The organism is Streptomyces sp. 3-6, from assembly GCF_056323165.1.
Window position 1 is genome coordinate 27,018 of the sequence record NZ_JBWHZP010000024.1, and the last position, 22,866, is coordinate 49,883.

The window sequence follows — 22,866 nt, forward strand, 5'->3', positions numbered from 1 at the left end:
GCCGGAGGGAACCGGCGCGGGGCGCTAGTTCTTCTGGATCTGGTCGAAGGAGAGCTCGACCGGCGTCTCGCGGCCGAAGATCTCCACCAGGCCCTTGACCTTCTTGGAGTCGGGGTTGATCTCGTTGATGGTCGCCTGCAGCGTCGCGAACGGGCCGTCGGTGACGGTGACCGAGTCGCCGACCTCGAAGTCCAGCACCTGGACCTCGACCTTGCGCTGCGGAGCCGGCTTGCCCTCGGCCTCGGCGGCCTCGCGGGCCGCCTTCTCCTCGGCCTCCGGGGCGAGCATCTTGACGATCTCGTCCAGCGTCAGCGGGTACGGGTTGAAGGCGTCGCCGACGAAGCCCGTGACGCCGGGCGTGTGCCGCACCGCGCCCCAGGACTGGTCGGTGAGGTCCATCCGGACCAGGACGTAGCCGGGCAGCTTGTTCTGCCGGACCGTCTTGCGCTCGCCGTTCTTGATCTGGACGATCTCTTCCTCGGGCACCTCGGCCTGGAAGATGTAGTCCTCGACGTTCAGCGAGACGGCGCGCTGCTCCAGGTTGGTCTTCACGCGCTTCTCGTAGCCCGCGTAGGTGTGGATGACGTACCACTCGCCGGGCAGCGTCCGCAGCTCCTCGCGGAGCTTCTCGACCGGGTCGCGCTCGTCCTCGGCCTCCTCGGCCTCTTCGGAGGCCTCCTCGTCCGCGGCGGCGGCTTCCTCGCCCGCGGCGGCGCCGGCCTCGTCCGGGGCGGCGTCGGCAGCCTCGACCTCGGCGGAGGCCTCGGTGTCCGCGCTGTCCGCGCCGTCGACGGTGGCGAGCTCGTCCTCGACGGACTCGGCCCCTTCGCCCCGAGGCTCAACGGCGTCGTTCACGTTCGGGTCAGACACGGTGGCTGCTTCTTCCTGGATACATAGGGGTGGAACATGCGAAAGGAGCGCCGGGTACCTCGGCGCTCTTCGCTTGCGGCTCAGCCGAAGACGTATTTGGCGGCGTGACTGAATCCATAGTCGATCCCGGTGATCAGTCCGATCATGAGGATGACGAAGATGATCACAGCCGTCGTGTACGACGTCAGCTGGTTGCGGGTCGGCCAGACCACCTTGCGGAGTTCCGCGATGATCTGCCGGTAGAAGAGCGCGAGGCGCCCCAGCGGACCCTTCTTGGCCCGCTTGCCGCCCTTGCGGGTCTTCTTCTTGGAGTCCGGAGCCTCGTCTTCGGCATCAGGCATGTCGATGGAGCCCACGGCGTCCGTCACTCGTCCTCACCTGATTCCGGGTCGTGGCCGTGCCGCGCCCGGTTTGAGCCGCACGGCGGTGCATTGCTGTACGTACATGCGCACACATCCTGGCGAAGGTGTGTGGAGCAGGGCCGGAGGGACTCGAACCCCCAACCGCTGGTTTTGGAGACCAGTGCTCTACCAATTGAGCTACGACCCTTTGTGTGTTCCCCAACGTACCGCATCCCACTCGTCGCCTGGTGTGCACCGGTCGGCGCGGGCCGTCGGAGGCCAACGAGGTGAGAGTGTACGTGGTCCTGGCCCGGGCGTCGAACAGAAAGCGCCCGTGGGGGCGTCACCGGCCGAAGATCGACCTGCTCGGACGGGCCGGCCCGGGGGTGGTCCGGACTGGTGTTCAGGGGTCTGCCCGGACCTGTTCAGTCTGTGAAACCCCTGTGCCGGGCGGGTTTCCGGTCTGGAACGATGGGTGCATGAGCGCTGCAACCCCTCCCTCCGAGCGCCGGGTCTCCGCCCGCATCGGCGCGATCTCCGAGTCCGCCACCCTCGCGGTGGACGCCAAGGCCAAGGCCCTCAAGGCCGCCGGGCGGCCGGTGATCGGCTTCGGTGCCGGTGAACCGGACTTCCCGACGCCGGACTACATCGTCGAGGCCGCCGTCGAGGCGTGCAAGAACCCGAAGTTCCACCGCTACACGCCGGCCGGCGGCCTCCCCGAACTGAAGGCCGCGATCGCCGCCAAGACGCTGCGCGACTCGGGCTACGAGGTGGACGCCTCCCAGATCCTGGTCACCAACGGCGGCAAGCAGGCCATCTACGAGGCGTTCGCCACGATCCTCGACCCGGGCGACGAGGTCATCGTCCCCGCCCCGTACTGGACCACCTACCCGGAGTCGATCCGGCTGGCCGGCGGTGTGCCGGTCGAGGTGGTGGCCGACGAGACGACCGGCTACCGGGTGAGCGTGGAGCAGCTGGAGGCGGCCCGCACCGAGCGGACGAAGGTCGTCCTCTTCGTGTCCCCGTCGAACCCGACCGGCGCCGTCTACAGCGCCGAGGACGCCGAGGCGATCGGCCGTTGGGCCGTCGAGCACGGGCTGTGGGTGCTCACCGACGAGATCTACGAGCACCTCGTCTACGGCGATGCCACGTTCACCTCGCTGCCGGCCGTCCTGCCCGAGCTGCGCGACAAGTGCATCGTGGTCAACGGCGTGGCCAAGACGTACGCGATGACCGGCTGGCGGGTCGGGTGGCTCATCGGTCCGAAGGACGTCGTCAAGGCGGCCACCAACCTCCAGTCGCACGCCACGTCCAACGTGTCCAACGTCGCCCAGGCGGCCGCCGTCGCCGCGGTCTCGGGCGACCTGGACGCCGTGGCGACCATGCGGGAGGCCTTCGACCGGCGCCGCCGCACCATCGTGCGGATGCTGAACGAGATCGACGGCGTGGTCTGCCCCGAGCCCGAGGGCGCCTTCTACGCCTACCCGTCGGTGAAGGCGCTGATCGGCAAGGAGATCCGGGGCAAGCGCCCGCAGAGCTCGGTGGAGCTGGCCGCGCTCATCCTGGAGGAGGTCGAGGTCGCGGTGGTCCCGGGTGAGGCGTTCGGCACGCCGGGGTACCTGCGGCTGTCCTACGCCCTCGGTGACGAGGACCTGGTGGAGGGCGTGAGCCGGATCCAGAAGCTGCTGGCGGAGGCCCGCGACTGATCCGGGTGCCCTGACGCCGGATCCGGCCCGGCATCCGGTACCCGCGGAACACCGCACCGGGCGGGCCGTCCCCCAGGGGGCGGCCCGCTCCGTCGTCCCCCCTGGGGAACGGCCCGGCGGCACCGTCCCCCGCGTTCAGCGCGGGCCGGCGCACTCACGTGCGAGCAAGACCACGTTCCGGGAAAGCGCTACCGGCTCGGACCGCGGGTGCGGCACGATCGGGCAATGGAACGTGTACGTGATGTCTCCCGGCTGCCGAAGGCCCATCTGCACCTGCACTTCACCGGGTCGATGCGCCCGACGACCGTCCTGGAGCTGGCCGACAAGCACGGTGTCCGTCTCCCGGAGACGCTGACCGACGCACTGACCAGCGGCGAGCCTCCCCAGCTGCGCGCCACGGACGAGCGGGGCTGGTTCCGCTTCCAGCGGCTGTACGACGCCGCCCGCTCCTGCCTGCGGGAACCGGACGACATCAGGCGGCTGGTGCGGGAGGCGGCGGAGGAGGAGCTGCGGGACGGCTCGGGCTGGCTGGAGATCCAGGTGGACCCCACGTCGTACGCGCCCCGGCTGGGCGGCCTGATCCCGGCGCTGGAGATCATCCTGGACGCCGTGGAGACGGCGCAGCGGGACACCGGGCTCCGGATGCGGGTGCTGGTGGCCGCGAACCGGATGAAGCACCCGCTGGACGCCCGCACGCTGGCCCGCCTCGCGGTGCGGTACGCGGACCGGGGCGTGATCGGTTTCGGGCTCTCCAACGACGAGCGGCGCGGGATGGCCCGGGACTTCGACCGGGCGTTCGCCATCGCGCGCGACGGCGGACTGCTGTCGGCGCCGCACGGCGGTGAGCTGGCCGGCCCGGCGTCGGTGCGGGACTGCCTGGACGACCTGGGCGCCACCCGGATCGGGCACGGGGTCCGGGCGGCGGAGGACGAGCGGCTGCTGAAGCGGCTGGCGGACCGCCAGGTGACCTGCGAGGTGTGTCCGGCGTCCAACGTGGCGCTGGGCGTCTACGACAAGCCCGAGGACGTGCCGCTGCGGAAGCTGTTCGAGGCGGGAGTGCCGCTGGCCCTGGGCTCGGACGACCCGTTGCTGTTCGGGTCCCGGCTGGCGGCCCAGTACGAGATCGCCCGGCAGCACCACGGTTTCTCGGACGCGGAACTGGCGGAACTGGCCCGGCAGTCGGTGCGCGGGTCGGCGGCACCGGAGGACGTCAAGAAGGAACTGCTGGCGGGCGTGGACGCGTGGCTGGCGGAGCCGGTGACGGGCTGAGGGCGGGTGGACGGCCCGCCCTTGCCGGTCCGGGGCCTGGCCCAGGTACCCGCGTCGTGGTCCCGGCTCCGTCCCTGTTCCGGGCTCCGACGTGGCCGCGGAGGCGCGGGGTCCGAGGCGGTCGGATCGTCGGGCTCCGGGGCGTCGGCCCGCCCGCTCCGGTCACCCGTCGGAGGCTCCGGTCAGAGGCTCACGCCGACCGTGACCGGTTCGTTGACGAGGGTGATGCCGAAGGTGCGGTGCACCCCGGCGACCACCTCGCGGGCGAGGGCCAGCAGGTCCTCCGTGGTCGCGTCGCCGCGGTTGGTCAGCGCGAGGGTGTGCTTGGTGGAGATGCGGGCGGGTCCGGTGCCGTAGCCCTTGGTGAACCCGGCCTTGTCGATCAGCCAGGCGGCGGAGGTCTTGGCCTTGCCCTCACTGGCGGGGTAGGCGGGGGGTTCCACGTCGGGGCCCAGGTGCTGCCGCACCCGCGCGCGGAACGCCTCGAAGGCGTCGGCGTCGAGGATCGGGTTGGTGAAGAACGAGCCCGCCGACCAGGTGTCGTGGTCCTCGGGGTCCAGCACCATCCCCTTGCCCGCGCGGAGCTTCAGCACGGTCTCGCGCGCCGCCTCCAACGGGACGCGGTCGCCCGCCTCGACACCGAGCGCCCGGGCGGTCTCGGCGTACCTGAGCGGTCCGGAGAGGCCGCCCGCGTCCTCCAGGGCGAACCGGACGCGCAGCACGACGTAGCGCTCGGGGTCGGCCTTGAAGCGGCTGTGGCGGTAGGAGAACGCGCAGTCCTCGTTGGCGAGGGTGACCGTCTCGCGGACGGTGCGGTCGTAGGCGATCACCTCGGTGATGGTGGAGGAGACCTCCTGGCCGTACGCGCCGACGTTCTGGATGGGGGTCGCCCCCGCCGAACCGGGGATGCCGGCCAGGCACTCGACCCCGGCCAGCCCGGCCTCCACGGTGCGGGCGACGGCGTCCGTCCAGACCTCGCCGGCCGCCAGTTCGAGGCGGGTGCCGTCCAGGTGGAAGCCGCGGGTGGCGATGACGAGGGCGGTGCCGTCGAAGCCCTTGTCGCCGATGACGAGGTTGGAGCCGCCGCCGATGACCAGCAGCGGGGTGCCGGTGTCGTCGGCCTCGCGGACGACGGAGATCACCTCGTCGTCCGTCGTCGCGGTGACCAGCCGGGTCGCGGGACCGCCCAGCCGGAAGGTGGTCAGCGGGGCGAGGGGGGCGTCGTGGAGTTCCTGCACGGGCCCAAGACTACGGCCCCCGCCGGCCGGGCCGGCGGGGGCCGTGCGGACGTCACCGTGTCCATGCACGGGACGGCCGCGGTGTCAGGTCAGGCGGCGGCGCACCTCGGTCCATTCCACCGGCAGGTCGTCGCTCGTCGCCGTCCAGGAGACGAACTTCGCGTCCCGCATGTGCCGGGCGAGGCCCCGGGCCGTGGGTTCGTGCGGACGGCTCCGGGCGAAGGCGGAGAGCGCCCTCGGCGACTCCCAGGCGGAGAGGGTCCAGAAGGTGCGGCGGAACGGTTCGGCCCTGAGGGTGGCGCCGTACGCGCCGGGTGCCCTGCTCACCTGCCACCAGACGGCCGGGGTCCTCAGGAAGAACCGCAGGGCCCCCCACAGGCTGCGGGTCTCGAAACGGGAGGCGAAGACGTGCACCTCGGTGCGGGCCGGCGGGGTGTGCGGGACGGTCCAGGGGAGGGTGGGCATGACCGGGTCCTTCCTTGGGTCTCGGTGGGTTCCGGTGGCGTACTCGGTGGGTGTTCGGAGGGCGGGTTCGGTGGGGGGCGGTGGACTGCTCCGGGGATGCTCGACCGAGTTCGGTGGGCTGTTCCCGGGGCTGGTCGAGGGCGGCCGGGGCCGGGCGGTCACGAGACCTTTTCGAGGGCCGGGGCGGCCGCCTCCGGTGCTCCCGAGGGGCCCTCCGGCCGTCGGCGGGCCGGGATGAGCAGGGCGGCGACTCCGGCGAGGGCGACGGCCGCGGATCCCGCCACGAGCGCCGGCCGCATGCCGTCGACGAACGCCTGGCCGGTCTCGTAGCCGCCGCGCGCCGCGAAGATGGAGGCCATCACCGCGATGCCGAGGGCACCGCCCACCTCACGCAGCGCGTTGTTCGAACCGGAGGCGATGCCCTGCTCCTCCTTGCGGACGCTGGACATCACCAGGTTGGCGGCCGGGGCGAAGAACAGGCCCATGCCGATCCCGCTGATGATCAGTGCGGGCAACTGGGCGGCGTAGGAGACGTCGGTGGTGACCACGACGGCGAAGTAGGCGAGGCCCAGGGACTGCAGGAACAGTCCGACGGCGACGACCGGGCGTCCGCCGATGCGGTCGGAGAGGATGCCGGCGAGGGGCGCGGCCAGCATGGGCATACCGGTCCAGGGCAGCATCCGCAGGCCCGCCTCGGTGGGCGAGTAGCCGAGCACGTTCTGGAGGTACTGGGCGAGCAGGAAGATCGAGCCGAACATCCCGAAGAACATCAGCAGGCTGGCCGCGTTGATGCCGGAGAAGGCCCGGGAGCGGAACAGCCGCATGGGCAGCATGGGGTTCCTGGCGCGGGTGCTGTAGAGGACGAACCCGACGAGCAGTGCCACGCCGGCGAACAGGCCGGTGAGGACGAGGCCGCCGGTCCAGCCGTCGGCGGGGCCGCGGACCAGGCCGTAGACGATGCCGAAGAGGCCGCCACTGGCGAGCAGGGTGCCGGGAACGTCGAGCGGGGCTCCGGTCCCATAGGACTCGGTGAGGCGCAGACGGGCGAGCGGGATGAGGGCGAGGCCCAGCGGAACGTTCAGCCAGAAGATCCACTCCCAGGCGATGTGCTCGGTGAGGCTGCCGCCCACCAGGGGCCCGGAGGCCACGGCGAGTCCGTTGACCGCCCCCCAGATGCCGTACGCCGCCCCGCGCCGGGCCTCGGGCACGGCGGCCGTGAGCAGGGTCAGCGTCAGCGGCATCATCACCGCCGCACCCGCTCCCTGGACCGCGCGGGCGGCGATGAGGGAGTCGATGCCGGGAGCCATGGCCGCGGCGGAGGAGGACGCGGTGAAGATGCCGAGGCCGACCATGAAGAGACGCCGGCGCCCGAAGCGGTCACCGAGGGCGGCGCCGAACATCAGCAGTACGGCGAAGGTGAGCGTGTAGGCGCTCACGGTCCATTCGAGGTCGTGCAGGGCGCCGCCGAGGTCCTCGCGGATGGAGGGCAGCGCGGTGGTGACGACGAGGTTGTCCAGGGCCGCCATGAAGCCGGCGACGCTGGTGATGACGAGGGCCCAGACGGCTTCCCCGCGACGTTCGGATCGAGGTGACATCGCTCCCCCAGGAGGTGCTCGCTCGTTGATTAGTAATTGATGACTAACTTCTGAGGCCAGAAAAAACCGATCCCGATCCCCCGGTACCGACCGGGCGGGGTGGCCCACCGGCCCTTGAACCCTCTGCTCGTTGGTACGCGACCGCCGGAGGTGACCCTCAGGCGTGACTGCTCGATCGTGCGGTTCTCTGCAGTTCTGCCGTGCACGTCGACGCGCGGGCGTCCGGTCCGCCCGGCCGGGGCAACAGACCCGCTAGGCCGGCGGCCCCTCCGGCGCGGGCTCCGAGTCGTCCTGTTCCGCCTGCTCCGGGTCGGGCAGGGCGAGCCCTTCCCAGACCCGGTGCTCCGGCGGGAACCCCATGGCTGCCAGGCAGTTGATGAGCATGCCGTAGGCCATGAAGGTCGTCGTCTCACGGACCTCCGCCCCGAGAGCGACGTGGGCGGTGTCCCACAGACGCATCCAGCCGTCTCTCACCCTGGCGCCGAACTCGTGGTCGCCCTCCCGCTCGGCGGCGGCCACCGCGAGGTACATCTGCATCTGCATCTGCAGTTGTTCCGGCTGTTCGGCGATCGTCCTGTTGTACGCCTGCGCCATGGCACGCAGGGCGTCCTCGCCCGAAAGACCCTCGGCCGCCTCCTCGAAGCTGCGGATGGTGCCTTCCACGCAGTGCTCGGCCGCCGCGAGGAAGATGGCCTTCTTGCTGGGGAAGAGCCGGAAGAGGTACGGCTGCGAGACACCGACCCGCTGGGCGATGACCTCCGTCGACGTGCCGTGATACCCACCACGCGCGAACTCGGCCGTCGCCGCGCGGATGACGCTCCGCCGACGCTCTTCTGCACTCATCCTGGCCATGCAAATGAAGTTAGTGCTCAATCACTAACCATGTCAAGGGGGAAGGTGCCGGGAGCGAACACCGGCATCGCACGCCGGGCGGGGGACGACCGGGGAGGGGTGAGGGGCGCGACGTGTGCGCCCGTGCGCGATCTCTGCACGAGGTGTGCGTTGTGTGCGTTCCGCACGACCGCGCCGCAACGCGAGGGGGCGTTCTCCGTGAGAACGCCCCCCTCGTTCGTGGCCGATCGAATCGCCGGACCGATCGGTCGCCGCGCGACCGCCTCAGGCGAGTCGCACGACCGCGCGGGACATGCCGAGCACCTTCTGCCCCGCACTGGTCACCGTGAGATCCACGCGGACCGTGTTGTCGTCGAGCTTGGCCCCCACCTTGCCGCTCACCTCGATGGTGGCCCCCTGGTCGTCGTTCGGGACGACGACGGGCTTGGTGAACCGCACGCCGTACTCGACGACCGCGCCGGGGTCCCCGGTCCAGTCGGTCACCACGCGCACCGCCTCGGCCATCGTGAACATGCCGTGCGCGATGACGTCGGGCAGACCGACCTCCTTGGCGAACTTCTCGTTCCAGTGAATCGGGTTGAAGTCCCCGGAGGCACCCGCGTACTGGACGAGAGTGGCGCGGTTCACAGGGAACGTGCGGGCGGGCAGCTCGGTGCCGACCTCGACATCCGCATAGGCGATCTTCGCCGTCATGGTGTTCGTCACGCCCCCTCGGCCGCGCGGGCCACCAGCTTGGTGCGGGCGGTCACGACGTGCTCGCCGGCCTCGTCGTAGACGTCTCCGCGGATGTCCAGGAAGTCGTTGCCCGCCATCGACTTGATGCCCTCGATGGTGGAGACGACGGAGAGCCGGTCGCCGGCCCTGACCGGGCGGGTGTAGGCGAACTTCTGGTCGCCGTGCACCACCCGGCTGTAGTCCAGGCCGAGTTGCGGGTCGGCCACGACCTGCCCCGCGGCCTTGAAGGTGATCGAGAAGACGAAGGTCGGCGGGGCGATCACGTCCGGGTGTCCCAGCGCCTTGGCGGCCTCGACGTCCGTGTAGGCGGGGTTGTCGTCCCCGACCGCCTCGGCGAACTCACGGATCTTCTCCCGGCCCACCTCGTAGGGCTCGGTGGGCGGATACGTCCGCCCCACGAAGGACTGGTCCAGCGCCATGCGCGCGGCACCTCCTGTGTCGGGTGTTGACGAGCGTCGTCGACAGGCAGTGGGGAAGTCGACGAACAAGGGGGAAACGACGCGAGGCCGCCCCCAGTGGTTCGGGGACGGCCTCGCGTACGAGCCTGATTTATCGCGTCTCGCGGTGCGCGGTGTGCGCATTGCAACGCGGGCAGTGCTTCTTCATCTCAAGACGGTCCGGGTTGTTACGCCGGTTCTTCTTGGTGATGTAGTTCCGCTCCTTGCACTCCACGCAGGCCAGCGTGATCTTCGGGCGGACGTCGGTGGCAGCCACGTGAGTGCTCCTTGACGAACGGATTGACTTGAATTAACGCAGAAAGAGTAGCCGATCGAAGGACCGACCCCGCAATCGGCTACTGTCTGTAGCGGTGACCGGACTTGAACCGGTGACACAGCGATTATGAGCCGCTTGCTCTACCGACTGAGCTACACCGCTGAGATGCGGTCGGACCCCGCCTCGCGACGGGAACCTCACACACCAGAGCCCCAAAACGGAATCGAACCGTTGACCTTCTCCTTACCATGGAGACGCTCTGCCGACTGAGCTATTGGGGCGAGCGAGGAAGACATTACACGCTCCGCGGCCGATCGCCCAAATCCGATTCGCGGGTCCGATCCACTCGGATCCGACGGCTTCGCTCCCCTCGGTTCCGACGCCTCGGGCCACGCGGAGCCGACAGTCTGATCGACTCGGACCTGACCGCCCAAGCCGAATCCGAGGGGGGTGCGAGGGGGGTGCGAGGGGGCCCGGGCGGGTCCGAGCAGGCCCCCGAGCCGGCCCTGGGGGGACCCGAGCGAGAGTTCGCCGGCGGCACGGGCGGAGGTTGTCCGGATGGCCGAAGGCCCGAGGGAGTCAGCCAGGTCGCCGAAGGCCTGAGAGAGTTCGCCGGTCACAGAAGGCCTTGAGGAGGTTCGCAACGAGGCGGCCCGAGCGGTCGCGCCGTCCCGGTCCGTTCCCGGCGGCGCGCCTCCCTCTCTCCCTACACGGGGCTCCATCACAGGGCCCATGTACAAGCCCCACAGACCCGTACAGAGGACCCGTGCACAGCATCCGTACACCCGGCCTCCACGACCCTTCGAGGCCACGACGGCTCCCCGGGTATCGGTCCGCCACCGGCGCACTCTCCGCCCCCGCACCACCACGCCGGTACGACTATTGCGCTCCTCCCGGCGGGGACCTGGCCGCCGTCCTAGGCTCGACCCACTCTGCGTGATCTTGCCGCAGCGTGGCCGGTGCCACCGTGCGATCCGCAGGCCCTCCGCGCGCAGCCCGAGCCCCTGGAGTGCGATGCCCGACAGCCAGCCGCAGCCACCGTCCTCGCCCTCGTCCTCCGGCCCGGCTGCCCAGCCCCCGCTCCTGCTGTGCGGCGCCCGGCTGACCGACGGCCGGACCGTGGACGTCCGGCTGTCCGGCGGGCGCATCGAGGCGGTCGGAACGGCCGGCAGCCTCACGGCCGACGGCACCCGCACCGGCGGCACACGGGTGGACCTCACCGGCCATCTCCTCCTCCCCGCCCCCGCCGAGCCCCACGCCCACCCCGTCACCGCCCTGTCCGCCGACTCCGGGGGCCCCGTTTCCTACGCCCCCGACGCCGTCCAGCGCCGGGTGACCGAGGCCGTGCTGCTCCAGCTCGGACACGGGGCGACCGCGGTGCGGGCCCACGTGAGAGTGGGGGACGTGGCCGGGCTCGGGGCCCTGACGGCGGTGCTGGAGGCGGCGCGTGCGCTGCGCGGGCTCGCCGAGCTGACGACGGTGGCGATGCCTCGGGTGCTGACCGGAGTGGCCGGGGCGGAGGCCCGGGCGGTCCTGCGGGACGCGGTGAAGATGGGGGCCACGGTGGTGGGTGGCTGTCCGGACCTCGACCCGGATCCCACGGGGTACGTGGAGGCCGTGCTGGAGGTCGCCACCGAGCACGGCTGCCCGCTCGACCTGCACACCGACGCCGCCGACCCCGCCCGGCTCACCCGGCTGGCGGCGATGGTCGGCGGACTGCGCCCCGGCGTGACCCTCAGTCCGTGCACCGGCCTCGCCCGGATCCCCGGCGACCAGGCCGCCCGCGCCGCCGACCGGCTGGCCGCGGCGGGCGTGACGGTGGTGTGCCTGCCCCAGGGCGGCTGCGGGGCCTCCGGCGCGGACCACCGCGGGAACGCACCGGTGAGTGTGCTGCGCGCGGCCGGGGTGCGGCTCGCGGCGGGCAGCGGCGCTCTGCGGGACGTGTCGAACCCCGTCGGCCGTGGCGACCCGCTGGAGGCGGCGTACCTGCTGGCCTCCGCTCACGGGCTGACGCCCGGCGACGCCTACGCCGCGGTGAGCACCTCGGCGCGGGCGGCACTGGGCCTGCCCGAGGTGCGCGTGGAGGCGGGCTTCCCGGCCGAGCTGCTCGCGGTCCGCGGGGAGAGCCTGCCGGGCGCGCTGTCCCTGGCGTACAGCCGCGTCGTGGTGCACCGGGGGCGGGTGGTGGCCCGCACCAGCGCCGTCCGCGAGTACCGCGGTTCGGCGACGACGACGGAGTGGGGCCTGCCGCGCCAGGGGCGTGGCGGAACCACGTGACCGACGACCTGACCGACGACGCCTCGCGGTGAGCCGCCGGGAGGCATCCCGGCGGCTCACCGGAGCCGCGGCATGCTCGCTTCCCGTCACCCGAGCGGCACTTGCTCCACTCCCCCGGTTGCCTTGACCACGCCGTACCGAGGAAGTGCGGGAGGAACGGATCGGAACGGGAGTCCGGAGCGGATCGGACGGCCACCGGTCCGCGCAGCGGACACCTCCCCACGCAGCGGACGCCTCCTCCGCGTGCCGGACACCGGCCGGTGTGGAGTGGCGGACGGCGAGTGGTGCGGCGAACGCGGCCCGCCGGGCGTACGGTCGAAGACATGCGCATTGTCATCGCTGGTGGTCATGGTCAGATCGCGCTGCGGCTGGAGCGGCTGCTCGCGGCGCGCGGAGACGAGGCGGCGGGCATCATCCGCAAGCCCGAGCAGGCGGACGAACTACGGCGGTTGGGCGCCGAACCGATCGTCCTCGACCTGGAGTCGGCGAGCGTGGAGGAGGTCGCCCAGGCGCTGGAGGGAGCGGACGCGGCGGTGTTCGCGGCCGGTGCGGGCCCGGGGAGCGGAGCCGCACGCAAGGAGACGGTCGACAAGGCAGCGGCGATCCTCTTCGCCGACGCGGCCGTCCGCGCGGGCGTGCGCCGCTTCGTCGTGGTGTCGTCCATGGGCGCCGACGCCTCGCACGAGGGCGACGAGGTGTTCGACGTCTACCAGCGTGCCAAGGGTGAGGCGGACGACTACGTGCGCGGTCTGGACGCCCTCGACTGGACCATCCTGCGGCCCGGCATGCTCACCGACGACGAGGGGACCGGTCTGGTCCGCCTGGAGGCCCACACCGGCCGCGGTCCGATCCCCCGCGACGACGTGGCCGCCGTCCTGGCGGAGTTGGTGGACACCCCGGCGACGGCCGGGCTGACCCTGGAACTGATCAGCGGGCCGGCCCCGGTGTCGGTGGCGGTGAAGTCGGTGGCGGGCAACTGAGTCCGACCGACCGGCCGAGCAGCGAACGGCCGTCTCCCCACCGCGGGGGACGGCCGTCTGCTGTCTGCTCACCGCCGGGGGGGACGGGCCGTCCGCTCACCACCGGGGCAGCCGTCCCCCCACCGCTGTGGACGGCCGCACTGCCCTGCGGACCGGCGTCCGAACCAGAGCCGTTGCCCGAGCCGGAGCCGTGGTCCGAGCCGGAGCCGTGGCCTGAACCGCAGCCGTTGCCGAAGTCACCGACGGGGCCCGACCGTTCGGCCTGGGCCTGACCAGCCCTGCCCTGTCGCCGTTCCGGAGGCGGACGGGTCGTCCCAGGGCTGGTGAACCGGGCCGGAACCGGACGGCGAGGACCGGTTCCCGGTCAGAACAAGGGCATCTGCCCGGGGAACTCGGGCACGACGTACCCGTCCAGTGCGGGCTGCTCGGCCCCCAGCCGGGCCTGCCGACGGGAACCGGGGCACGACGTCAGCTCCCCGCTCTGCCGCGCGCCGGGCGGATCGTGACGCGCGTACCGGCCGGCGACGACAGCGATCTCGCGACGGCACTCGGGACACGTTCTGCGACGGGACGACATACCGCCAGTCTGCCCGGGCCCCATCCCGCTCGGCATCAGCGTGCCCTTTCGCGCCCCGTACTCGTCACTCCCTCACTCCCGCGCCCGCAGCGGTCGGCGCAGGCGCCTTCGTCCCACAACCGCCCGACACCGAAGTGTCTCCGGGCGGAAGCGCTCCACGGCCCCGGCCGCCTCCCGAGCCCGGCGGGAAGCCGCCCCCCTGGTCGCGGTGCCCCACGGGTCATGGCGTCTCGCTCTCCTCCAAGGCCACGAGCACGTACCCCAGGTCCCGCGGCATCACGGCGATGTGGACGTCCCCCTCGGACGAGGTGCACTCGACGATCCTCGAACCACCGTTGAACCGCAGCGCTTCACGCCACGAAGGTGACCGCAGGCCGACCTGACGCAGTCCCGAGGGAAGCGTTGTCGCCGCTCCGACTCTGGTGCGGGGCTCCCACGTCATCGCTGAGGGGCCGATCACCATCCGTCCTCGCAGCCACCGGCCCTCGACCGCGGGATGCCGCAACAGGCAGGGGACCCGGATCTCATGCCCCCGCGCCGCCCTCGCCGCACGCTGCTCCGCCTTTCTGAGCAGCAACCACGTCGTCAGCCCGCCTGTCGCGAGCACAACCAGAAGTTGGATCACCGCGACAGTCAAGCAACACTCGGCGTCCGTTCCCAACGTCCCGACAGGACTCTTTCGGCGATCGGGGCGCTGACGTCCACCGCGTGAATGCGTGTCCGTGCCCGCGCCCGCGCCCGCGCCCGCGCCCGCGAGCAGAGTCGCGGCGGCGGTCCTCCAGGGCGAGGGCTTGATCGGGTTGACACCGACCGAGCCGACAGCGGGACGACAGTCGGCCCCCGCCCCAAGCTGCCCCACGTCTGCCCCACACAGCTGACCAGCGCTCGCATCTGGGTCTGGGTGGGAGGGGGCAACCGGACTCGATACGGAAACGACGAAAGGGTCTGTGATCAGCATTGCTGCTGATCACAGACCCTTTCGGTCGTGTGGCGGCGCCAGGATTCGAACCTGGGAAGGCTGAGCCGGCAGATTTACAGTCTGCTCCCTTTGGCCGCTCGGGCACACCGCCGGGTTTGCTGCCGATGCACCGCCTTGCGGCGCTGCTCCGTGGCAACGACGTAAACAATACCCGATGGGCAGGGGTGCTTCGCCACCCGATTGATCGCCGCCGGGCGGGCCGGGGGTGGCTAGGCTTGGGCGGATGCGGCGCGGGACCGGCACGGGGCCCGACGACCGCTCACGTTCGCCGGTACGGATGCGGTTCGCAGCCGATGCGCACCCTGATACAAGGAGCCACAGGACATGGCCGACTCCAGTTTCGACATCGTCTCGAAGGTCGAGCGGCAGGAGGTCGACAACGCCCTCAACCAGGCCGCCAAGGAGATCTCGCAGCGCTACGACTTCAAGGGCGTGGGTGCCTCGATCTCCTGGTCCGGGGACAAGATCCTCATGGAGGCCAACTCCGAGGACCGGGTGAAGGCTGTCCTCGACGTCTTCCAGTCCAAGCTGATCAAGCGTGGCATCTCGCTGAAGGCCCTGGACGCCGGTGAGCCGCAGCTCTCCGGCAAGGAGTACAAGATCTTCGCCACGATCCAGGAGGGCATCTCCCAGGAGAACGCCAAGAAGGTGGCGAAGATCATTCGCGATGAGGGCCCCAAGGGCGTGAAGGCCCAGGTGCAGGGCGAGGAGCTGCGGGTCACCTCCAAGAGCCGCGACGACCTGCAGGCGGTCATCGCGCTGCTGAAGGGCAAGGACTTCGACTTCGCGCTGCAGTTCGTCAACTACCGGTAGCCGCCGGGTGCCCCGCGAAGTGGGACGACCGTGAGGTCGGGCCGGAGCGGCGGCAGCCGCGTGCCTGCGCGCGGCGATACGAGCTGACGGAGCGGTACGACGGCAGGACGAAAAGGGTGGGCACCGGCGGTGTCCACCCTTCGTCGTATCCACACTTCGTCGTGTCCGGCCGCGGTGTGTCGGGCGGTGTCAGTCGCGTGAGTGGCCGAAGAGCAGGCGGTAGGCGATCAGGAGCACCAGAGAGCCTCCGATCGCGGCGACCCAGGTGGTGCCGTCGTAAAAGTCCTTGGTGATCGGATGGTCGAGCCAACGGGACGAGATCCAGCCGCCGAGGAACGCGCCGGCGACGCCGATCAGGGTCGTGCCGATGAGGCCGCCCGGGTCGCGGCCCGGCAGCAGGAACTTCGCGATCGCCCCGGCCAGCAGCCCCAGGATGATCCAACTGATGATCGTCATACCTCGTCCCTGCCCTTTCCTGCCGTGCCACACCCTCCCGTCCCGGGGTGTTCATGCCTTTGTGGTGTGGAGGACGCCTCGGGGGCGCCGGGTGGTTGCGGTGATCAGTAACGTGCAGCTCATGACAGCCTCCTCGGGCCCCGGTCTCCGCCGCACCCTCGGTGTCGGCGACGCCGTGGTCATCGGCCTCGGTTCGATGGTGGGCGCCGGGATCTTCGCCGCGCTCGCGCCCGCCGCCCAGGCGGCCGGCTCGGGGCTGCTGCTCGGGCTCGCCGTCGCCGCCGTGGTCGCGTACTGCAACGCGACGTCCTCGGCACGGCTGGCCGCCCGCCACCCCGCTTCCGGCGGCACCTACGTGTACGGACGTGAGCAGCTCGGCGCGTTCTGGGGGTACCTCGCCGGCTGGGCCTTCGTGGTCGGGAAGACGGCCTCCTGCGCGGCGATGGCACTCACCGTGGGCGCCTACGTCTGGCCGGACCGGGCGCATGCCGTGGCGGTGGCCGCGGTGGTGGCGCTGACCGCGGTGAACTACGGCGGCGTCCAGAGGTCCGCGCGGCTGACGCGGGTGATCGTGGCCGTCGTCCTCGCCGTCCTCGCGGGTGTCGTGGTGGCCTCGCTGTCGTCCGGGCAGGCCGAGGCCGGGCACCTGTCCCTCGGAGCGCCGGGCGGAGTCGGCGGGATCCTCCAGGCGGCGGGGCTGCTGTTCTTCGCCTTCGCCGGGTACGCACGCATCGCGACGCTCGGCGAGGAGGTCCGCGACCCGGCACGCACCATCCCCCGCGCGATCCCGCTCGCGCTGGGGATCGCCCTGGTCGTCTACGCGGCCGTCGCTGTCGCCGTCCTCTCCGTGCTGGGGCCCGACCGGCTGGCCCAGGCCACGGCTCCGCTGGCCGACGCGGTGGGGGCGGCCGGAGTGCCCTGGCTGGTGCCCGTGGTACGGACCGGTGCGGCCCTGGCGGCGCTCGGATCGCTGCTCGCGCTGATCCTGGGGGTGTCACGGACGACGCTGGCCATGGCACGGGACCGGCATCTTCCGGCCGCTCTGGCGGACGTGCACCCGCGTTTCCAGGTGCCGCACCGGGCCGAGCTGGCCGTGGGTGCCGTGGTCGCCGTCCTGGCCGCGACGGGGGACGTGCGGGGCGCCATCGGGTTCTCCTCCTTCGGGGTGCTGGTGTACTACGCGGTGGCCAACGCCTCTGCCTGGACGCTGCGCCCCGGGGTGGCGGCGCGCGTGGTGCCGGCCGTCGGGCTCGTCGGGTGTGCCGTGCTGGCCTTCTCCCTGCCGGTCGGCTCGGTGATGGCCGGTGCGGGCGTGCTGGCGGTGGGTGCGCTGGTGTACGGGGCGCGGCGGGGGACGGCTGCTCTGCGGTAGGCCGGCGGTCGGCCATCGGGCCCTCCCGTGGCCCGGGCGGGGTCGGGAGCGGGTCGGGGCGTGGTCGCCGGGCGTGCGGTGTGCGGGGGTACGCGGTGGATGCGGTGTGGTCATGCGTCCATCGTGGGGCCGGTTGGCGGTGTTCGGGGAAGCCTGTGGACAACCGACGGCTTGTGGAGAACCGACGGCCTGTGGACAACTGACGACTGCCTGACGGACAGCCGACGCTTGTGGACAGCCGACGGCTGGTGGACGGTGCACGGTTCGCGCAGCTCCGGTTTTCGTGGACCGCCGGCCCACGGTGCGCTTCGGCACCCGCTCGGGTGCGCTCCGGCGCCGCCCGGCGCGAAACCGGGTCGGCCTGCCCCGCGCCGGGCGGGCCCCAATGAGCCCCCGTTCGCCCTGCCACGGCGGTAGCGTTGCCGCCGGATGCCGATCTGCTACCGGGCACTGTGGGGCGATGTATGAACCAGCGCGTGAATCTGGTGACCTTGGGGGTCGAAGACCTACAGGTCAGCCGCCAGTTCTACAGCGGTGGCCTGGGCTGGACACCGCTGCTCGACCTGGACGAGATCGTCTTCTACCAGATCGGCAAGGGGCTGGCTCTCGCGCTCTTTCCCCTGGACGCCCTCGGTGCCGACACCGGGCTCCCCGCAACGGCCGGTACACCGTTCACGCTGGCGCAGAATCTCGGTTCACCCGCCGATGTGGACCGGGCCGTGCAGCGGGCCCGCGCGGCGGGAGCGACGGTGCTCAAAGAGCCGCAACGCGCGGCGTTCGGCGGCTATCACGGCTACTTCGCCGACCCCGACGGTCACCGCTGGGAGGTGTGCCACAACCCGGGTTGGTCGGTCGCCGACGACGGCACCGTGACGCTGACGGCTGTCGAGACACCGGACACGGCGGGCTGAGGCCGCTTCGCAGCCCCTACGATCCGCCTGGACCCCAGGGACGCCAAGGCCCCCAAGGCCCCAGCACCCCCGGCAATCCCGGCGACAGCGGAGACGCGGCACCGGCCTGCTCCTAGTACGCCGGTGTGAACGGCCGGTCCGTGCGGACGATCTCGCGGCCCATGGGGAGCAGGGAGACCGGGATCAGCTTGAAGTTGGCGATGCCGAGCGGGATGCCGATGATCGTGACGCACAGGGCGATGCCGGTGGCGATGTGGCCGAGGGCCAGCCACCAGCCGGCGAGGAGCAGCCACAGGACGTTGCCCACGCAGGACGGCGCGCCCGCGTCCCGGCGTTCGACGGCCTCGTATCCGAAGGGCCACAGGGCGTAGACGCCGATGCGGAACGCGGCTATCCCGAAGGGGATGCCGATGATGGTGATGCACAGCAGCACGCCTGCGAGCAGATAGGCGAGGAAGAGCCAGAAGCCGCTGAGGACGAGCCAAATGACGTTCAGGATGGTCTTCACTGGGGGCGACCTGCCATCTTCTCGAGCCGGGCGATGCGTTCGGCCATCGGCGGATGGGTGGAGAACATCTTCGACAGCCCCTGGCCCGGCCGGAACGGGTTCGCGATCATCATGTGGCTGGCCGTCTCGATCCGGGGCTCGGGGGGCAGCGGGAGCTGCTTGGTGCCTATCTCCAGTTTGCGCAGGGCGGCGGCGAGTGCGAGTGGATCGCCGGTGAGCTGGGCGCCGGAGGCATCGGCCTCGTACTCGCGGGAGCGGCTGATGGCGAGTTGGATGAGGCTGGCGGCGAGGGGGCCCAGGATCAGGATCATCAGCATGCCAAGGATGCCGGGGCCGTCGTCGTCACTGGAGCGTCCGATCGGGATCAGCCAGGCGAAGTTCACCAGGAACATGATCACGGAGGCGAGGGCTCCGGCGACCGACGAGATCAGGATGTCGCGGTTGTGGACGTGGCTGAGTTCGTGGCCGATGACGCCGCGCAGTTCGCGCTCGTCGAGCAGGCGCAGGATGCCTTCCGTGCAGCACACGGCGGCGTTCCGTGGATTGCGGCCGGTGGCGAAGGCGTTGGGTGCCTCGGTGGGCGAGATGTACAGCCGGGGCATGGGCTGGCGGGCCTGCGTGGAGAGCTCGCGGACCATGCGGTACAGCCCGGGGGCCTCGAACTCGCTGACCGGGCGGGCCCGCATCGCGCGCAGGGCGATCTTGTCGCTGTTCCAGTACGCGTAGGCGTTGGTGGCCAGGGCGACCACGACGGCGACGACGAGGCCCGTGCGGCCGAAGAAACTGCCGATGACGATGATGACTGCGGACAGTCCCCCGAGGAGGACCGCGGTCCTGAGCCCGTTGTGCCGGCGGTGCACGGTACGCCCTCCAAGTCGTGCGGCAGGGGGACCCTTGCGCTTGCTCGCTGATCTTCCGTCCGACCTGTGACGGCACGGGTGTGTGCTGTCACGTCCAGTGGACCCTTCCCTTTCGGTCAACGCCAGGCGGGGGGCACGAGTTCCCAGGGCCCCGTGGTGGCGCGTGTCAGCCGTCCGGGTGAGGTGGGGTCCCGACGGCGGACGCGTGCGCGCCGGGTGCCCCGCGCCGGGCGTCGGATGCCCGGCGCCGACCGTCGGATGCCCGGCCGGGGGTCAGAAGAGGCCGGTGCCGGTGAAGCGCAGGATGAGCTGGGGCGCCCCCGACAGGGCGACGCCGAGGACGCCGGTGAGGGCCAGGGCGGCGGTGAGCGGGGCGGGGAGGCGGTGCCGGGCCGGTGTGCCGTCGGGGGCGCGGAACAGCAGGGCGGCCCACCGGAGGTAGTAGACGAGCGCGATGACGACGTTGACGGCCATGACGACGGCGAGCCAGCCGAGTCCGGCGTCGACGGCCGCGGCGAAGACGGTGACCTTGGCGAAGAGGCCGATGATGCCGGGTGGCAGTCCGGCCAGGCAGAGCAGGAAGAAGCCCATGAGGAGGGCGGTGAGCGGGTTGGCGGCGTAGAGGCCGCGGTAGTCGGCGACACGGTTGAGGCGGTGGCCGCGGCCGACGAGGGCGGCGACGGCGAACGCGCCGAGGTTCACGGCGGCGTACATGAGGGCGTAGGCCACGGTGGAGCCGATGGACTTCTCGGCGTCGCCGGAGTACGCGGCGGCCGCGATGGGGACGAGGAGGAAGCCGGCCTGCCCGATGGACGACCAGGCGAGGAGGCGTACGGCGCTGTACGCGCGGGTCGTCCCCTGCCGGAGCGCGCCGACGTTGCCGACGGTCATGGTGAGCGCGGCGAGCACGGCGAGCGCGGGCCCCCACACGTCGGCGTAGGAGGGCAGGGCGACGACGGTGACGAGGATGAGGCCGGTGAAGCCGACCGCCTTGCCGATGACCGACAGGTAGGCGGCGATCGGCAGGGGCGCCCCGACGTAGGTGTCGGGCACCCAGAAGTGGAAGGGGGCGGCGGCGGTCTTGAAGGCGAAGCCGACCAGGGTGAGGACGACGCCGGTCTGGGCAAGGGTGTGGAGCTGTCCGTCGACGTCCTGGATGCGGGCGGCGATGCGGGTGAGGTGGAGGCTTCCGGTGGCGGCGTAGAGGAAGCTGACGCCCATCAGGGTGACCGCGGTGGCGGTGACGGACGACAGGAAGAACTTCAGCGCGGCCTCGGAGGACCTGCGGTCGCCGTGCCGGAGGCCGACCAGGGCGAAGGCGGGCAGGGAGGCCACTTCCAGGGCGACGACGAGCGTCGCGAGGTCGCGGGCGGCGGGCAGCAGGGCGGCGCCCGCGGCGGAGGACAGCAGCAGGAACCAGTACTCGCCGTCGGGGAGCCGCCCGCGGTCGTCGTCGAGGGCGGTGACGGACAGCAGGGCGGTCAGGAGGGCGCCGCCGAGGACCAGGAACTGGATGACGAGGGTGAAGCGGTCGGCGGTGTAGCTGCACGTGCCGGGGTCGCCGACCAGGCAGAAGGTGCTGCGGTCGGCGTCGAGGAGCGGCAGCAGCAGGAAGGTGGCGGCGGCGAGCCCGGCGACGGCGATGCCGCCCAGCAGCGGTTTGCGGTGTTCGGCGACGAACAGGTCCGCGACGAGGACGAGGAGTCCGGTGACCGCCACAAGGGTGGGCGGGGCGATGGCCAGCCAGTCGACGGACTGGACGAGGGAGCTCATCGGATGCCTCCTGCGAGGAGCTGCTGGACGGCGGGGTCGGTGAGCCTCAGCAGGGCTCCCGGCCAGAGCCCGGCGACGACGGTGAGGACGACGAGGGGTGTCCAGGCCGCGAACTCGTGGCCGCGCACGTCGGTGAGGGCCGGCGCGTCCTGCGGAGCGGCGCCCATGCAGACGCGGCGGACCACGACGAGCAGGTAGGCGGCGGTCAGCAGGGTGCCGAACGCGCCGATCGACATGAAGGTCAGGAAGGCGGGCCGGCTGAGGCCCTCGGCGGGGTCGAAGGCGCCGAACAGGGCGAGCATCTCGCCCCAGAACCCGGCCAGGCCGGGCAGGCCGAGGGAGGCGACGGCGGCGAAGGCGAGGAGGCCGCCGAGGCGGGGGGCCCTGCCGTAGAGGGCGGCGCCGGTCCGCTGGGCCAGGGTGTCGAGGTCGGTGCTTCCGGTGCGCTCCTTGAGCCCGCCGACGAGGAAGAACAGCAGGCCGGTGATCAGGCCGTGGGCGATGTTGGCGAACAGGGCGCCGTTGACGCCGGTCGGGGTCATGGTGGCGATGCCGAGGACGACGAAGCCCATGTGGCCGACGGAGGAGTAGGCGATGAGCCGCTTCAGGTCGCCGTTCGCGCCGGGCCGGGCGAGGGCCAGGCAGGCCAGGGACCCGTAGATGATGCCGACGACGGCGAACGCGGCGAGGTAGGGGGCGAAGGTGCGGAAGCCGTCGGGGGCGGCGGGCAGCAGGATCCGGACGAACCCGTAGGTGCCCATCTTGAGCAGGACACCGGCCAGCAGGACCGATCCGACGGTCGGGGCGGCGGTGTGGGCGTCGGGCAGCCAGCTGTGCAGGGGCCACAGCGGGGTCTTGACGGCGAGCCCGATCCCGATCGCCAGAACGGCTGTGACCTGCACGGATGTGGTCAGGGAGCGGCCGTTGTCAGTGGCGAGTGCCAATATGTCGAATGTGCCCGCTTCGATGCCGATCAGGAGCAGGCCGAGCAGCATGACCACGGAGCCGAGCAGCGTGTAGAGGATGAACTTCCAGGCGGCCTCGGCCCGGCCCTCGCCGCCCCAGCGGGCGATGAGGAAGTACATCGGGACGAGGACCATCTCGAAGGCCAGGAAGAACAGGATCAGGTCGAGGACGGCGAAGGTCGCCAGGGTGCCGGACTCGAGGACGAGCAGCAGGGCGACGAACGCCTTCGGGGACGGCCCCGCGGGCGGCTTGACGTAGGAGTAGAGGGCGCTCAGGAAGGTCAGCAGGGCGGTCAGGACCAGAAGGGGGAGGGAGATGCCGTCGGTGCCGAGGTGGATGCGCACGTCGAGTGCGGGGATCCAGCTGATGTCGGTCGTGGCCTGCATCCTGGACGGCTGGTCGTGGTCGAAGCCGGCCGCGAGGACGACCGCGGCGAGGAGGACGGCTCCGGTGACCGTGACGCCGTGCCGGAGCACGGCCTGCTCGGGTGACTTCCCCTTCAGCCCGGGCGGCGCGGGCAGCAGGGCGGTCGCGGCACCGAGGAGCGGGCCGACGACGAGAAACGCCAGAAGGAACTGCATCACGGACTCGCTGATATCGATCACGCCT

General features: G+C 71.5%; 23 protein-coding genes and 4 tRNA genes. 7 read left to right on the forward strand and 20 right to left on the reverse strand.

Going from position 1 to position 22,866, the window contains the following annotated elements:
• Positions 1-24: 24 nt before the first annotated feature.
• The 3 genes from nusG to AC02VZ_RS23575 form a co-directional block, all read right to left on the reverse strand.
• Positions 25-870 carry a transcription termination/antitermination protein NusG gene (gene nusG / locus AC02VZ_RS23565; RefSeq protein ID WP_432054993.1) on the reverse strand — a complete coding sequence of 282 codons (846 nt, stop codon included), beginning with the start codon at positions 868-870 and terminating at the stop codon, positions 25-27.
• A gap of 80 nt (positions 871-950) precedes the next feature.
• A complete protein-coding gene (gene secE / locus AC02VZ_RS23570; protein WP_432054992.1) occupies positions 951-1,238 on the reverse strand; it encodes a preprotein translocase subunit SecE in 288 nt (95 codons plus the stop codon).
• Positions 1,239-1,346: 108 nt separating this feature from the next.
• Positions 1,347-1,419 (reverse strand) — tRNA-Trp (locus AC02VZ_RS23575).
• Between the two features lie 271 nt (positions 1,420-1,690).
• Here AC02VZ_RS23575 and AC02VZ_RS23580 point away from each other — a divergent pair.
• Both AC02VZ_RS23580 and AC02VZ_RS23585 read left to right on the forward strand, forming a co-directional pair.
• Entirely contained in the window at positions 1,691-2,917 is a 1,227-nt protein-coding gene (locus AC02VZ_RS23580; RefSeq protein ID WP_362090564.1) for a pyridoxal phosphate-dependent aminotransferase, read from the forward strand.
• Positions 2,918-3,142: 225 nt separating this feature from the next.
• Entirely contained in the window at positions 3,143-4,186 is a 1,044-nt protein-coding gene (locus tag AC02VZ_RS23585) for an adenosine deaminase (protein ID WP_362090562.1), read from the forward strand.
• 182 nt (positions 4,187-4,368) lie between these two features.
• Here AC02VZ_RS23585 and AC02VZ_RS23590 read toward each other — a convergent pair whose 3' ends face one another.
• From AC02VZ_RS23590 to AC02VZ_RS23630, 9 genes are all read right to left on the reverse strand, one after another.
• Positions 4,369-5,424 (reverse strand): UDP-N-acetylmuramate dehydrogenase, encoded by a 1,056-nt coding sequence (locus AC02VZ_RS23590; protein ID WP_432054991.1) that lies wholly within the window; start codon positions 5,422-5,424, stop codon positions 4,369-4,371.
• A gap of 84 nt (positions 5,425-5,508) precedes the next feature.
• Positions 5,509-5,889 (reverse strand): DUF3291 domain-containing protein, encoded by a 381-nt coding sequence (locus AC02VZ_RS23595; RefSeq protein WP_432054990.1) that lies wholly within the window; start codon positions 5,887-5,889, stop codon positions 5,509-5,511.
• Positions 5,890-6,047: 158 nt separating this feature from the next.
• A complete protein-coding gene (locus AC02VZ_RS23600) occupies positions 6,048-7,484 on the reverse strand; it encodes a DHA2 family efflux MFS transporter permease subunit (RefSeq protein ID WP_432054989.1) in 1,437 nt (478 codons plus the stop codon).
• Between the two features lie 252 nt (positions 7,485-7,736).
• Entirely contained in the window at positions 7,737-8,336 is a 600-nt protein-coding gene (locus tag AC02VZ_RS23605) for a TetR/AcrR family transcriptional regulator (protein WP_432054988.1), read from the reverse strand.
• 264 nt (positions 8,337-8,600) lie between these two features.
• Positions 8,601-9,029 carry a MaoC family dehydratase gene (locus AC02VZ_RS23610; RefSeq protein WP_362092460.1) on the reverse strand — a complete coding sequence of 143 codons (429 nt, stop codon included), beginning with the start codon at positions 9,027-9,029 and terminating at the stop codon, positions 8,601-8,603.
• An 8-nt stretch (positions 9,030-9,037) separates the two neighbouring features.
• The gene (locus AC02VZ_RS23615) at positions 9,038-9,490 is read right to left on the reverse strand and encodes an FAS1-like dehydratase domain-containing protein (RefSeq protein WP_432054987.1); all 453 of its coding nucleotides are present in this window, start codon (positions 9,488-9,490) and stop codon (positions 9,038-9,040) included.
• A gap of 130 nt (positions 9,491-9,620) precedes the next feature.
• Complete coding sequence (gene rpmG, locus AC02VZ_RS23620; RefSeq protein WP_003948671.1) at positions 9,621-9,785, reverse strand: 50S ribosomal protein L33; 165 nt, start codon at positions 9,783-9,785, stop codon at positions 9,621-9,623.
• Between the two features lie 89 nt (positions 9,786-9,874).
• Positions 9,875-9,947, reverse strand: a tRNA-Met gene (locus AC02VZ_RS23625).
• A gap of 46 nt (positions 9,948-9,993) precedes the next feature.
• Positions 9,994-10,066: transfer RNA gene (locus AC02VZ_RS23630), tRNA-Thr, on the reverse strand.
• Between the two features lie 733 nt (positions 10,067-10,799).
• Here AC02VZ_RS23630 and AC02VZ_RS23635 point away from each other — a divergent pair.
• Both AC02VZ_RS23635 and AC02VZ_RS23640 read left to right on the forward strand, forming a co-directional pair.
• Positions 10,800-12,062: an amidohydrolase family protein gene (locus tag AC02VZ_RS23635; protein WP_432054986.1), complete on the forward strand. Its 1,263-nt coding sequence runs from the start codon at positions 10,800-10,802 to the stop codon at positions 12,060-12,062.
• 323 nt (positions 12,063-12,385) lie between these two features.
• A complete protein-coding gene (locus AC02VZ_RS23640) occupies positions 12,386-13,042 on the forward strand; it encodes an NAD(P)H-binding protein (protein WP_432054985.1) in 657 nt (218 codons plus the stop codon).
• A gap of 364 nt (positions 13,043-13,406) precedes the next feature.
• Here AC02VZ_RS23640 and AC02VZ_RS23645 read toward each other — a convergent pair whose 3' ends face one another.
• The 3 genes from AC02VZ_RS23645 to AC02VZ_RS23655 all read right to left on the reverse strand — a co-directional run bounded on the left by AC02VZ_RS23645 (position 13,407) and on the right by AC02VZ_RS23655 (position 14,689).
• Entirely contained in the window at positions 13,407-13,619 is a 213-nt protein-coding gene (locus AC02VZ_RS23645; protein WP_432054984.1) for a hypothetical protein, read from the reverse strand.
• Between the two features lie 220 nt (positions 13,620-13,839).
• Entirely contained in the window at positions 13,840-14,244 is a 405-nt protein-coding gene (locus AC02VZ_RS23650; protein WP_432054983.1) for a hypothetical protein, read from the reverse strand.
• 363 nt (positions 14,245-14,607) lie between these two features.
• Positions 14,608-14,689 (reverse strand) — tRNA-Tyr (locus AC02VZ_RS23655).
• Positions 14,690-14,922: 233 nt separating this feature from the next.
• Here AC02VZ_RS23655 and AC02VZ_RS23660 point away from each other — a divergent pair.
• Positions 14,923-15,411, forward strand: a complete 489-nt coding sequence (locus AC02VZ_RS23660; protein ID WP_362090530.1) for a YajQ family cyclic di-GMP-binding protein — start codon at positions 14,923-14,925, stop codon at positions 15,409-15,411.
• A 189-nt stretch (positions 15,412-15,600) separates the two neighbouring features.
• Here AC02VZ_RS23660 and AC02VZ_RS23665 read toward each other — a convergent pair whose 3' ends face one another.
• Entirely contained in the window at positions 15,601-15,867 is a 267-nt protein-coding gene (locus AC02VZ_RS23665) for a GlsB/YeaQ/YmgE family stress response membrane protein (protein ID WP_432056037.1), read from the reverse strand.
• Positions 15,868-15,988: 121 nt separating this feature from the next.
• Here AC02VZ_RS23665 and AC02VZ_RS23670 point away from each other — a divergent pair, with 121 nt between their 5' ends.
• Together AC02VZ_RS23670 and AC02VZ_RS23675 are read left to right on the forward strand one after the other, a co-directional pair.
• Positions 15,989-17,239 carry an APC family permease gene (locus AC02VZ_RS23670; RefSeq protein WP_476476334.1) on the forward strand — a complete coding sequence of 417 codons (1,251 nt, stop codon included), beginning with the start codon at positions 15,989-15,991 and terminating at the stop codon, positions 17,237-17,239.
• Between the two features lie 476 nt (positions 17,240-17,715).
• Complete coding sequence (locus AC02VZ_RS23675; protein ID WP_476476335.1) at positions 17,716-18,150, forward strand: VOC family protein; 435 nt, start codon at positions 17,716-17,718, stop codon at positions 18,148-18,150.
• A 112-nt stretch (positions 18,151-18,262) separates the two neighbouring features.
• Here the strand turns inward: AC02VZ_RS23675 and AC02VZ_RS23680 are convergent, their stop codons facing one another.
• The 4 genes from AC02VZ_RS23680 to AC02VZ_RS23695 all read right to left on the reverse strand — a co-directional run bounded on the left by AC02VZ_RS23680 (position 18,263) and on the right by AC02VZ_RS23695 (position 22,862).
• On the reverse strand, positions 18,263-18,658 hold the full coding sequence (locus AC02VZ_RS23680) for a YccF domain-containing protein (protein WP_432056034.1): 396 nt from the start codon (positions 18,656-18,658) through the stop codon (positions 18,263-18,265).
• Complete coding sequence (htpX, locus tag AC02VZ_RS23685) at positions 18,655-19,518, reverse strand: zinc metalloprotease HtpX (protein ID WP_476476336.1); 864 nt, start codon at positions 19,516-19,518, stop codon at positions 18,655-18,657. The genes AC02VZ_RS23680 and htpX overlap by 4 nt, the downstream gene beginning before the upstream one ends.
• 273 nt (positions 19,519-19,791) lie before the next feature.
• On the reverse strand, positions 19,792-21,291 hold the full coding sequence (locus tag AC02VZ_RS23690; protein ID WP_476476337.1) for an NADH-quinone oxidoreductase subunit N: 1,500 nt from the start codon (positions 21,289-21,291) through the stop codon (positions 19,792-19,794).
• Entirely contained in the window at positions 21,288-22,862 is a 1,575-nt protein-coding gene (locus AC02VZ_RS23695) for a complex I subunit 4 family protein (protein ID WP_476476338.1), read from the reverse strand. Before AC02VZ_RS23695 ends, AC02VZ_RS23690 begins: the two co-directional genes overlap by 4 nt.
• Between the last annotated feature and the right edge of the window lie 4 nt (positions 22,863-22,866).

Coding starts and splice junctions, on each gene's coding strand:
- AC02VZ_RS23635 (WP_432054986.1), top strand. CDS start 10,800: ATGCCCGACAGCCAGCCGCAGCCACCGTCCTCGCCCTCGTCCTCCGGC.
- AC02VZ_RS23600 (WP_432054989.1), bottom strand. CDS start 7,484: ATGTCACCTCGATCCGAACGTCGCGGGGAAGCCGTCTGGGCCCTCGTC.
- AC02VZ_RS23640 (WP_432054985.1), top strand. CDS start 12,386: ATGCGCATTGTCATCGCTGGTGGTCATGGTCAGATCGCGCTGCGGCTG.
- AC02VZ_RS23595 (WP_432054990.1), bottom strand. CDS start 5,889: ATGCCCACCCTCCCCTGGACCGTCCCGCACACCCCGCCGGCCCGCACC.
- AC02VZ_RS23645 (WP_432054984.1), bottom strand. CDS start 13,619: ATGTCGTCCCGTCGCAGAACGTGTCCCGAGTGCCGTCGCGAGATCGCT.
- AC02VZ_RS23615 (WP_432054987.1), bottom strand. CDS start 9,490: ATGGCGCTGGACCAGTCCTTCGTGGGGCGGACGTATCCGCCCACCGAG.
- AC02VZ_RS23665 (WP_432056037.1), bottom strand. CDS start 15,867: ATGACGATCATCAGTTGGATCATCCTGGGGCTGCTGGCCGGGGCGATC.
- AC02VZ_RS23670 (WP_476476334.1), top strand. CDS start 15,989: ATGACAGCCTCCTCGGGCCCCGGTCTCCGCCGCACCCTCGGTGTCGGC.
- AC02VZ_RS23585 (WP_362090562.1), top strand. CDS start 3,143: ATGGAACGTGTACGTGATGTCTCCCGGCTGCCGAAGGCCCATCTGCAC.
- AC02VZ_RS23690 (WP_476476337.1), bottom strand. CDS start 21,291: ATGAGCTCCCTCGTCCAGTCCGTCGACTGGCTGGCCATCGCCCCGCCC.
- AC02VZ_RS23660 (WP_362090530.1), top strand. CDS start 14,923: ATGGCCGACTCCAGTTTCGACATCGTCTCGAAGGTCGAGCGGCAGGAG.
- AC02VZ_RS23580 (WP_362090564.1), top strand. CDS start 1,691: ATGAGCGCTGCAACCCCTCCCTCCGAGCGCCGGGTCTCCGCCCGCATC.
- AC02VZ_RS23610 (WP_362092460.1), bottom strand. CDS start 9,029: ATGACGGCGAAGATCGCCTATGCGGATGTCGAGGTCGGCACCGAGCTG.
- AC02VZ_RS23605 (WP_432054988.1), bottom strand. CDS start 8,336: ATGGCCAGGATGAGTGCAGAAGAGCGTCGGCGGAGCGTCATCCGCGCG.